The organism is Flavobacteriales bacterium, from assembly GCA_020635395.1.
GTDB lineage: Bacteria > Bacteroidota > Bacteroidia > NS11-12g > UBA9320 > UBA987.
Genome location: JACJZV010000001.1, coordinates 381,946 through 392,875, shown reverse-complemented (window position 1 = coordinate 392,875; position 10,930 = coordinate 381,946). Strand labels below are relative to the sequence as shown.

Below are 10,930 nucleotides of genomic sequence, written 5' to 3'. Positions count from 1 at the left end.
ATAAAAATTAAGCCCGCAATCTAAAGATTATTTGAAAACCTTGATATTCTTTTTTGTAATAGAATTGCCAATTTGTTGTGAAAATGCAAAAAAGTAGTCGGTTTGTTATTGCACCTCTTCTATTGAAACGAATCTTTGTGTTAATGATGACGCATATCCGACAAACTTTTCCAATCTGTTTTGATAGCCTGTTTCGGCAATGTAATTACCGTTTTCATCCAATTCTTTTTGTGTGTAATGCGACTCAAATTTGTTGGGTGAAATAACTGAAAATTGGCCTAAATGAAAAATGATTTTCTCAAAAACAGAGCATAGTTGCATGGTTGGTATCCTACCACCAATGCCGCTGCTCACTCCAACCATGGCAAACACTTTGTTGCTGTATAGCGGTGCATGATGGTTGCCGCTGTAATGATTGACCAAGTTGCTCAATTCGGGTGTCATCATCCAGTTATATTCCGGACTCAGAACGTACACCAAATGTGCTTTTTGCCATGTATTTAAAAGATGTTTTTGAAAATTCGTTGGATTGGTTTCATCTATTTCGCCGCCTGAAAAAGGCAAATCATACTGTTGAAAATCCACAATTTCAACTTCATCATTTTGTAGTTCATGAAGATTTTTTATGGCTTTTGCCACACGAAGGGTGTTGTTGTTTTTTCGGCTTGTTCCTGATAAAATAGCTACTTTCATGCGTTGCTTCTCAAATATTTGCTAACGTATTCAACATTTTTAAGATTTCTGGCCATATCAACAAAATGAAACCAGTTTTTGGGTTTGCTTTCCACCACCACACCGCTGGCCGTGTTCCAAACCTGCACAATATCCTTTAACCCATGATTGCGTTTGGTTTCAAACCGATAATGTGCGTCGGTTTTAGAAATGAGTTTCCAATATTTTTGATTGCCCAATTCGCCTACTTTGGAACTAAATTTTTCTTGATTCCAATTTTCGGTTCCTATCACCGTATATTTTTGTTTGCGTTTAAGATATTGTTTTGCATCAAAAATGGTTGCCTCCTCAAAAGCCAATCCGTGCCAAGCGGCCAACACCAAGCCAATGCCAATGGCAATAACCAAAGCCCACTTATAATCCAATACAAAAAAGGATGAGTCTGCACCGTATCGCAAAGGGGTGTCTCTCAAAGAAACCAGTGCCCAGCAAACCGGAAATGACAACGCACTCATTTTTATAAGATTTAAGGCGTTTGCCACAAATTTAAACCATGTTTTTCCGCTCATCTTACAGATTTTTTAACAACAACTTATATGCTTCTTCTGTTTTATTTTCATGCAATAGTTTTTTGGCTTGAGCCAATGCCTCAGTCTTTTTCATTATTGGTGTTTCAGCCAACTCATCAGGTGTTGCTAATTTTTCCATTTGGCCAATTTTGCCTAAATCATTCCCACTCAAAAATTCCGATTTTTTTATTTTGTCGGGCAACACGTCAACCCCAACCCCAATGGTGGTAAGTGGTTTGGGAATTTCGAACAACGCATCGCCGTTGGCTCTGCAATAATAGTTGCCTCCCATGCGAGCAACCAAATCCAATTTTTGAGGAATAATGTGTCCCTTTTCGTCAATCAGCTCCTCCCTTATATGCAATTTAAGAACCTCGCATATTACCAAATTTCCGGCTCCACCGCCCTGACCCAACTCAACAATTTCATTTACCTTACACTCCAGCTGAATTGGTGATTCTGCCACACGTGCCGGTTTTACCATATCACTATCAACGGCCGTAAAACCTGCTTTCACAAACTCATCAACCCCCTTTGGATAAGGAGAGCTCGCTAAACTAACTTGCTCTACCATGGCATAGTTTACAATGTTAATAACCACTTCCGGCACTTCTTTACAATTCAGAAAAGTATCTTTAGACACCCCTGTTCTGCCGCTTCGTGCCGGAGAAAAAACCAAAATGGGCGGGTTGGCACTAAACACGTTAAAAAAGCTAAATGGAGCCAAGTTTTTATTGCCTTCTTTATCTATCGTACTGGCAAAACAAATGGGTCGTGGTCCAACAGAGCCCAACAAAAATTGATGTAGTTGTGGAATTTCTAAATCTTTTGGATTGATGCTTCGCATAAGGTCGGCAAATATAGTTTGCACCTATTTAGCATAAAAATGAAGTTTTGTTATGTGGGTATAGCGTGAAATTATATAGACCTATCCCTACTATATTTTTCAGGCTAAAGGATTACATAAATTAATCGAAATTGTAGCGACTATAGACAGGTCTTATTTTATATATTGTTTTGTACAACCCCTTTTATTCGACCCCTTCAGGGTCGCACCATACGATAACCGCATTTATCCCACTTTCAACAAAAAATAATTTTTCTTACCGCGTTGTAACAAAACAAATTTTTGTCCTATCAAATGTGATGAACCAAACATAAAGTCTTCTTTTACCTTTTCGGTATTTACAGAAACGGAGTTTTCATTTACTGCACGTTTGGCCTCTCCTTTTGAGGCAGTCATGCCACATTCTGCCATCACATCTACAATATTTTTGCCTTCAATGTTGACAATAGAACCTTGTTTTGCCCCACTAAAAACATCTAAAAAATCATTTTCTGAAAGCTGTTTCAAATTTTCCATCACGTTGTCGGAAAACAAAATGCCCGATAAATGTTCGGCTTTTTGCAACTCATCCTCGCCATGCACCCATCGGGTTACTTCTTGAGCCAAACGGGTTTGCAACCCCCGCAAATGCTCATTTCCTTTATGGTTTGCAATAAGTTCTTCAATGGTTGCTCTATCTAACAAGGTGAAAATTTTGATTAATCGCTCAGCCTCTTCATCACCCGTATTTTTCCAAAACTGATAAAATTGATAGGCACTTGTTTTATTAATGTCTAACCACACATTACCGCCCTCGCTTTTACCAAATTTACTGCCGTCGGGCTTTGTCAAAAGCGGTGCTGTAATGGCATAAGCCTCGCCCCCAGCTTTTCGGCGTATAAGTTCGGTACCGGTAACAATATTACCCCATTGGTCGCTACCACCCATTTGTAGTTTGCAGTTTTTTTGGCTCCACAAATGGTAAAAATCATAGCCTTGCACAAGTTGGTAGCTAAATTCGGTAAACGATATGCCATCGTCAATCCGGTTTTTTACCGAATCTTTAGCCAACATATAATTTACGGTTATGTGCTTTCCAACATCGCGGATAAATTCTAAAAAATGAATGTTTTTAAACCAATCATAATTATTGGCCATTTCCGCGGCATTATCCCCATCAAAATTCAAAAACTTCTCCAATTGGTTTTTTTGGCAACTCAAATTGTGGTTCAACATATCCAAATCGAGCAAGGTTCTTTCTGCCTTTTTGCCCGATGGGTCGCCCACCATTCCTGTAGCACCACCCACCAAAGCAATTGGTTTGTGGCCTGCCCGTTGCAAATGCACCAACAACACAATGGGCACCATATTGCCGATGTGCAACGAATCGGCTGTTGGGTCAAAACCTACATAACCCGTCACTTGCTCAGATGTGAGCAACTCCTCAACTCCCGGAATGCTTTGATGGTATAAACCTCGCCATTTCAGCTCTTCTATTAAATCAAAATTAGGTGCAAATGCCATTTTATTTGTTTTGGCGGCAAAAATAAGCCTCCGACAAGTTTTCTCTCAAAATTTTGGTTTTTTAAAAAAAGTAGTATCATTGCAGCTGAAAGCCGATGTTTCTATTCGGTTTCCTAATTTTCCCGATATTCATTCGTGATAAATTTGTGTAAACTACAAGGTTAATTTAAAAAATTTAAAAAAATCCGTAATCGATGTACGATATAATTTCACTTAACGACATGCTCGTTTCTGAGCTAAAAGAAATTGCTGACAAACTTAAAATCAACTCAAAAGGACTGAAAAAGCAGGACTTGGTTTATAAAATTTTGGAAGAACAAGCCATTACCACACCCGCCAACCCCGATGAGGACGAAGAAAAAAAGGCTAAAGCCAGACCTAAACCAAAACGAAAAGCTCCTAATAAAAATGAGAATAATAAGATTGAAGCGGTTAAAGTAGAAGAAAAACAACCTGCACCCGTAGTGGAAAAAATAGAAACACCAAGTCCACAAAATCAAAGTCAAAATAACACTCCGAAACAGGATGCCGGAAATTCTAAAAATAAAAGAAATAGAAAGCCGAACAAACCAAACAACCAAAACGAACAACCAAAAACCAATGAACAACCAAAAACCAATGAACAACCAAAAACCAACGAAAGTCCAAAACCTGAATTTAAAAAACCCGAACCTCAACCTATTGAGGCCGATGATAGTGACGATAGTGAGATTTTGTCGGCCATGAATAATGACGATTCGGCGAAAGCCTTTGATAACAAAAACCAACATCAACAACGAAATCCAGAGCAGCAAAAAAGAGATCAGGAAAGGCAAAAACGCAAGGAAATGCGTGACAATTTGCTGAACTACCTTGAACTTGAAGGCGTGGTTAGCACCCAGGGGGTTTTAGAAATTATTCAAGATGGATATGGTTTTTTGAGAAGTGCCGATTATAACTATCAACCTTCTCCAGACGATGTCTATGTTTCTCCTGGGCAAGTAAAATCGTATGGTTTAAAAACTGGCGATGTAGTGCAGGGTACGATTCGCCCACCAAAAGAAGGAGAAAAATATTTTGCCCTTATTAAAGTAGAGCTTGTAAATGGCATGTCTCCCGAATTGGTGCGAGACAGAGTATCGTTTGAACACCTAACTCCACTATTTCCAGAAGAAAAATTTAATTTAGAATATAAGGCCAACAATTATTCTACACGAATTATTGATTTAGTGACACCCATTGGCAAAGGCCAACGAGGCTTGATTGTAGCCCAGCCAAAAACCGGAAAAACCAATTTATTGAAAGATGTGGCCAACGCCATTTCGGCCAATCATCCGGAGGTGTATATGATTATTTTATTGATTGACGAACGTCCGGAAGAGGTTACAGATATGGCCAGAAGTGTGCGAGCCGAAGTGGTGGCCAGCACATTTGACGAACCTGCCGAAAAGCACGTAAAACTGGCAAATATTGTTCTGTCAAAAGCTAAAAGATTGACCGAATGTGGCCATGACGTGGTTATCCTGCTCGACTCTATAACCCGTTTGGCACGTGCATACAACACGGTGCAACCCGCCTCCGGAAAAATACTTTCGGGAGGGGTTGATGCAAACGCATTGCACAAGCCAAAACGCTTTTTTGGAGCCGCCCGAAATATTGAAAACGGTGGCTCGCTTACTATCATTGCCACTGCTTTGATAGATACAGGTTCGAAAATGGACGAGGTTATCTTTGAAGAATTTAAAGGTACGGGCAATATGGAACTTCAACTTGATAGAAAACTTTCGAACAAACGAATTTTCCCTGCTATAGACATTATTAGCAGTAGCACCCGCCGCGAAGATTTACTATTAGAAAAATCGGTAAATCAACGCATGTGGGTATTGCGTAACTACCTTGCCGATATGAACAGCGAAGAGGCCATGACCATGATGTTGAAGCAAATGCAAGGTACAAGAGACAATAACGAGTTTTTGATTTCTATGAATTCATAAAACAGCAACACCGTTTATCAGTGAAAAAAAGACTATTTGGTTTGGTGTTGGCATGTTTTGCCATTTCAGGCTCGGTGCATATTTATGCTCAGAATGCCGAAGTGGTGATGAACAAATCTTCGAGAGGCTCATATCCAAACGAGCCAAGCATTTGCATCAACAAAAAAAATCCGGCAAGAATAATTGCAGGTGCCAACATCAATTATCATTTTTTCTCAACTGATTCGGGAAAAACATTTTCCAATTATTTCTTAAAAAGTCCCTATGGCGTTTATGGCGACCCAGTATTGCACAGCGACATTGACGGGAACATTTATTTTGCCCACCTATCACAAACAGCGGGTAAAGACAAAAACTACGGATGGATTGACCGTATGGTTGTTCAAACGGCCATAGATGGTGGATATTTGTTTAACGATGGTGGTTTTGCAGGACTAAATGAGCCAAAAGTGCAGGACAAACCGTGGCTTAGCACCGATGATTATTCCGACAAATACAAAGGTGATGTTTACCTTACTTGGACAGAGTTTGACTATATAAACAGCAAAAAAGACAAATACCATAGCCGTATCCGGTTTTCAAAATCCTCAGATAAAGGTCAAAACTGGAGCGATGCCATTACCATCAGCGACTCTGTGGGCGATGCCCTCGATGACGACCATACCCTCGAAGGTGCAACAACTGCGGTGGATAAAAATGGAACTATTTACTGTGTTTGGGCGGGTCACAACAAAATTTATTTCGACAAAAGTGCTGATGGCGGAAAAACGTGGGGTAAAGACAAAATAATTTTCAACCAACACAGTGGCTGGGTTATTGATATCCCACATACCTTTAGAAGCAATGGAATGCCGTTTTTAGCCATCGACAACTCCAACGGACCAAACAGCGGGAGGTTATATTTAGTGTGGGGAGATGACTATTTGGGGGATGCCGACATCTTTTTTTCATATAGTGATGATGGCGGTAAAACATGGGTTGAGTCAGAAAGATTAAATCTTGATGCCGTTGGCAATGGTAAAAGCCAATATTTGCCCAACATAGCTGTTGATGCCACTTCTGGACACATTGCTATGGTATATCTTGACCGCAGGAACAGCGAAAACAATTTTTTTAATGATGCCACTCTAAGCTATAGCACAGATGGTGGAATAAGTTTTTCCGAGCATAAACTAAATACACTTTTGGGGCCAAGCTCAGGCCAACAATCGTTTAGCGGCGACTACATTGATATTGATTTTCATAACGGCCAAATTGCCGCCATTTGGACAAACAATTTGTCAGGCAAGCCAGTGGTTTGCAGCCAGGTTTTGTTTGAGAATGATTTAACAACTCTGCCGGCCATTGTGCAGCCCAAACAAACTCAAATTTCATCCTCTCTCGAAAAAAAACAATTTATTATCTGCGTTGGTTCCACAGGCAAAACACACATAAACTATAAACTTTACAGCAAAAATATTTTTGGCAAAAAGAAACTAAAGAAAACGGAGGATTTATATATAAACCACAAACCCGAGCTTGAAGCACACAGCGAAACCCTCTTAATTTTTGGAAAAAAACAACGAATTGAAGTAGAAATTTGGCGAGAAGAAACGGGTGAAAATCCCGTATTAATAAGCACAATAAGAAGGAATTGATTTTTAATGTTAAAACACCGTATTTTGCGGACTATTTTTTAAAAAATGGCAGTTAATAAAAACGAAGAAACAGGAGTAATAATGAAAATCCAAAAGCATTCAGGTTGTTTGCTTATTGTGATTGGATTGGCGATGTTGGCATTTTTACTTTCAGATGCAATTGACAAAAGGTTCAACTTATTTGGCAGCACCAGCAATATTGTTGGCGAAATTGCTGGAGATAAAATATCCACACAAGATATTGATGCCGAATTCAACAACCTGAAAGAACTTTATGGTGGAAATTATGACGACAAAACCCTTCGAGATGAGGCATGGAAAACTCTGATTCAGAAAAAAATAATTGAAACCGAACATGCCAAATTAGGCTTGGTAACTTCTGGCGAAGAGTTGAAAGATGCCTACTTGATTCATACAGATCCATTTGTAAAAAACAGAATGGGTGGAAGTGAGCAGTTTGATATAGCTCAATTTAAAAATTATCTTGAAACAACACTGCGGGACAATGATACTGCAAGACGTAAATTTCTTGAAATCATTGAAAATCCGTTAAAAGATATGCGACAAGGTCAACGCTACGAAGAGTTGGTTGCGGCCAGTGTTTATTCAAATAAAATTGATGCCAAATACGACTTCAACAAAGAAGCAAGAAATGTGGGTGCCCAAGTGGTTGGTTTGCCATACACTTCCATTTCTGATTCAGCCATTGAGTTTGATGATAGTGATTTGAAGTCATATATCTCTAAAAACGCCAAAAAATATGAGCAAGAAGAATCGAGAGATATAAAATTTGTTGTATTTAACGTGGCTCCATCGGCCAAAGATTCGATGGAAGCAAAAAAACGTGTGGGCGAGGTTTACCAAAGACTTGCCGAGAAAAAATCAACCAAAGAAGATAGTATTCTTGTGATGAAAAACCACACTGACCGTCCGTTTACAGGTATGTATTTGGGTCATGGAGAAACGGGACTGGCCGCCAATATAGAAGACCTTTTATTTTCTGCCGACACCGGTCAAGTAATTGGACCCATTTTAAATGAAAACAGTTTTGGCGTGTATAAAGTTACCGGATTTAAAAACGACTCTGTAGCATTTATGCGTGCCCGCCACATTTTGTTTCCGTTCGGCGAAAACAGCGAAACTGAAGCTGCCCAAGCCATGGCCGACATTAAATCTGGCAAAAAATCGTTTGAAGAATTGGCCTCAAGAAACGTGGACAATACAAAAAATACAAAAGGCGATTTAGGTTGGTTCAAAAAAGATGGATTCAGCGACAATATTCCATCTGATGTCAAGAATAAGGTATTCGCCTCATCAGTAGGTCAATATTTCGTTGTAAAATCGAACAAAGGAGTGCATTTGGTGCAAGTAACCGGCGGCCCAACAACAAAAACAGTTCAGTTTGCTGCTTATGAAAGAAGTATTTCTCCAAGTGGCGAAACTCACAAATCAACTTCCAACAGAGCAAGCGAGTTGCAGTATAAAGCCTCTTCGTCAAAAGAAAGTTTTGAAGATTTGGCTCAAAAAATGAATTTGTCATGGAACAAAGGCGACAAGATTTCGCCCAAAAATCCGGCCATTCCAGGTTTGACAGAAATTGATGACATTGTGAGATGGTTGTTTTCTGACGATACAAAAGTGGGCAGCGTTTCGAATGTAATCCGAAATAATAATAAATATATTGTGGCCATTTGTTCCGTTATCAGAGAAGAAGGAACTCCAAAAGTTGATGACATCAGAGAAGTTGTTACGGCAGACTATATAAAACATAAAAAAGCCGAAATGATTGCAAAACAAATTGATGAGGCTTTGGCAAAATCGAAAGATGCAGAAGCTGTAGCAAAAGCGTTGAATGTAACCGTTACTCAAGTTCCTGCATTGAGATTTAATAGCAATGAGGTAATGAACATTGGTGCCGAACCAAAACTTGTTGGTGCTGCTTTAGGATTAAAAGCAGGTGCTATTACCGAGCCTATTGAAGGAACGGGTGGAGTATATGTTGTTTGGGGTGTAGGTGATGTAAATGTGGGCGACCCGATGGATTATGATGCAAAACTTACAAAAGAAAAAATCAATCAACAAGTATCAGGAGGTTTGAGAGATAATGTTGTAAATGCCCTCATGGAAAATGGCAACATTATCGATAAAAGATATAAATTGGGGTATTAATACCCCAATTTATATCTTTATTAATCATCAAGTTGTTTCATAGCTACTTCCCCAAAAATCTTACCTTTGCCCAGCAAATTCAAGATTTTTGATGTCAGAAAAAATTACAGTTTCAATTGCTAAAGGAGATGGTATCGGCCCTGAAATCATGGATGCTGTTATATCCATTTTTGATGCCGCCGGAGTTTCGCTCAACTACGATTTCGTTGGTATGGGAAAATCCTACTATGACAAGGGGTTTAGCACTGGCATGACCCCAGAGGCAATGGAAAGTATTGAAACCAACGGAATACTCTTTAAAGGCCCAATGGAAACCCCAAAAGGCCAAGGGGTAAAAAGCATAAACGTTACAGCCCGAAAAATTTGGAGTACGTATGCCAATAGAAGGCACTTTGTAACCATTCCAGGTGTAGAAACCGTTTATTCAAAAGCCGGAATTCCTATCGACATAACGGTAATTCGAGAAAACATTGAAGATACTTATGGCGGCATAGAACACATGGAAAGCAACGATGTAGCATTGAGCCGTCGATTTATTACCCGTCAAGGGTGTCAGCAAGTAGTAAAGTTTGCCTTTGAAATGGCTCGAAAAGAGGGTTTCAAAAAAGTTGCCTGCGGGCATAAAGCCAACATTATGAAACTGACAGATGGCCTTTTTTTGGAAGTATTTTATGAAATAGCAAAAAACTATCCGGAAATAGAGGTATCAGATATCATTGTTGATGCCTTGTGCATGAAACTTGTGCAACGACCTCAAGATTTTGAAGTTGTTGTTCTTACCAATTTGCAGGGCGATATAGTGAGCGATTTGTGTGCCGGATTGGTTGGCGGTTTGGGCTTTGCCCCATCCACTAATGTGGGCGAGTGCATATCTATTTTTGAAGCGGTGCATGGCACTGCCCCCGATATTGCCGGTAAAAATATTGCTAACCCAACCTCTTTGTTGTTAAGTGGAATAATGATGCTTCGGCATGTTGGCTTACTAAAAGAGGCTGCCAATATTGAGGCCGCTCTTTTTTATACCATTGAGCAGGGGCAGCACACCGGAGATTTTGGCAACCGCAATTCTGCAGCACTCAGCACCACCGAATTTGCAAATGCAATAATCAATAATCTTGGAAAACAACCATCAAACAAAGTGATGCGAGAAACGGACGACTTTGCAGAATATCACAAACCACATCGACCTCAAAAGCAAAAAGTAATGGTTGGCGAACCATTTACCAGCGAAATAGAAGGAATTGACATCTTTTTTCAAAGTGAAAAACATGCCGAAGACTTGGCAGTTGCGATAAAAGCCTTGTTGCCAGATTATTTGCAATTAATATCTATAACCAACAGAGGAACCGTGGTGTGGCCAGGTGGCTCCTTATTTACCGAGTGTAGCACCGGTTATGGAGCAAGAATAATGGGCAAAAATGTTAACAAAACCGCCTATTGGAATTTTGTCAGCCATTTGAATCAGGCACTTGATGTATCGAGTACGGAGTTTTTGTATTTAATCAATAACAAACGGGCTTATTCCTTAGGACAAGGACAGATTGGCTGATGAAAAGAAAT

8 protein-coding genes are annotated in these 10,930 nt (G+C 39.6%); 4 read left to right on the top strand and 4 right to left on the bottom strand.

The genetic code is table 11. The annotated features are described in order from the left end of the window. Positions 1-105 precede the first annotated feature (105 nt). The 4 genes from H6607_01675 to H6607_01660 all read right to left on the bottom strand — a co-directional run bounded on the left by H6607_01675 (position 106) and on the right by H6607_01660 (position 3,591). On the bottom strand, positions 106-693 hold the full coding sequence (locus H6607_01675) for an NAD(P)H-dependent oxidoreductase (GenBank protein MCB9261070.1): 588 nt from the start codon (positions 691-693) through the stop codon (positions 106-108). After that, positions 690-1,241, bottom strand: coding sequence for a hypothetical protein (locus H6607_01670; GenBank protein MCB9261069.1), 552 nt, complete (start codon positions 1,239-1,241; stop codon positions 690-692). Before H6607_01670 ends, H6607_01675 begins: the two co-directional genes overlap by 4 nt. Before the next feature lies 1 nt (position 1,242). Continuing rightward, the gene (locus tag H6607_01665; GenBank protein ID MCB9261068.1) at positions 1,243-2,088 is read right to left on the bottom strand and encodes a flavin reductase family protein; all 846 of its coding nucleotides are present in this window, start codon (positions 2,086-2,088) and stop codon (positions 1,243-1,245) included. A 225-nt stretch (positions 2,089-2,313) separates the two neighbouring features. Then, positions 2,314-3,591, bottom strand: a complete 1,278-nt coding sequence (locus H6607_01660; GenBank protein MCB9261067.1) for a tyrosine--tRNA ligase — start codon at positions 3,589-3,591, stop codon at positions 2,314-2,316. A gap of 194 nt (positions 3,592-3,785) precedes the next feature. Here H6607_01660 and rho point away from each other — a divergent pair, with 194 nt between their 5' ends. The 4 genes from rho (at position 3,786) to H6607_01640 (ending at position 10,919) form a co-directional block, all read left to right on the top strand. Continuing rightward, positions 3,786-5,564, top strand: coding sequence for a transcription termination factor Rho (gene rho, locus H6607_01655; protein MCB9261066.1), 1,779 nt, complete (start codon positions 3,786-3,788; stop codon positions 5,562-5,564). Between the two features lie 20 nt (positions 5,565-5,584). Further along, positions 5,585-7,201, top strand: coding sequence for an exo-alpha-sialidase (locus H6607_01650; GenBank protein MCB9261065.1), 1,617 nt, complete (start codon positions 5,585-5,587; stop codon positions 7,199-7,201). Between the two features lie 45 nt (positions 7,202-7,246). After that, positions 7,247-9,370: a peptidyl-prolyl cis-trans isomerase gene (locus H6607_01645; protein ID MCB9261064.1), complete on the top strand. Its 2,124-nt coding sequence runs from the start codon at positions 7,247-7,249 to the stop codon at positions 9,368-9,370. Between the two features lie 103 nt (positions 9,371-9,473). After that, a complete protein-coding gene (locus H6607_01640; protein MCB9261063.1) occupies positions 9,474-10,919 on the top strand; it encodes an isocitrate dehydrogenase in 1,446 nt (481 codons plus the stop codon). Positions 10,920-10,930: the final 11 nt, after the last annotated feature.

Excerpts from the sequence above, each read along its gene's own strand:
- rho (MCB9261066.1), top strand. The coding sequence starts at position 3,786 with ATGTACGATATAATTTCACTTAACGACATGCTCGTTTCTGAGCTAAAA.
- H6607_01645 (MCB9261064.1), top strand. The coding sequence starts at position 7,247 with ATGGCAGTTAATAAAAACGAAGAAACAGGAGTAATAATGAAAATCCAA.
- H6607_01665 (MCB9261068.1), bottom strand. The coding sequence starts at position 2,088 with ATGCGAAGCATCAATCCAAAAGATTTAGAAATTCCACAACTACATCAA.
- H6607_01675 (MCB9261070.1), bottom strand. The coding sequence starts at position 693 with ATGAAAGTAGCTATTTTATCAGGAACAAGCCGAAAAAACAACAACACC.
- H6607_01660 (MCB9261067.1), bottom strand. The coding sequence starts at position 3,591 with ATGGCATTTGCACCTAATTTTGATTTAATAGAAGAGCTGAAATGGCGA.
- H6607_01670 (MCB9261069.1), bottom strand. The coding sequence starts at position 1,241 with ATGAGCGGAAAAACATGGTTTAAATTTGTGGCAAACGCCTTAAATCTT.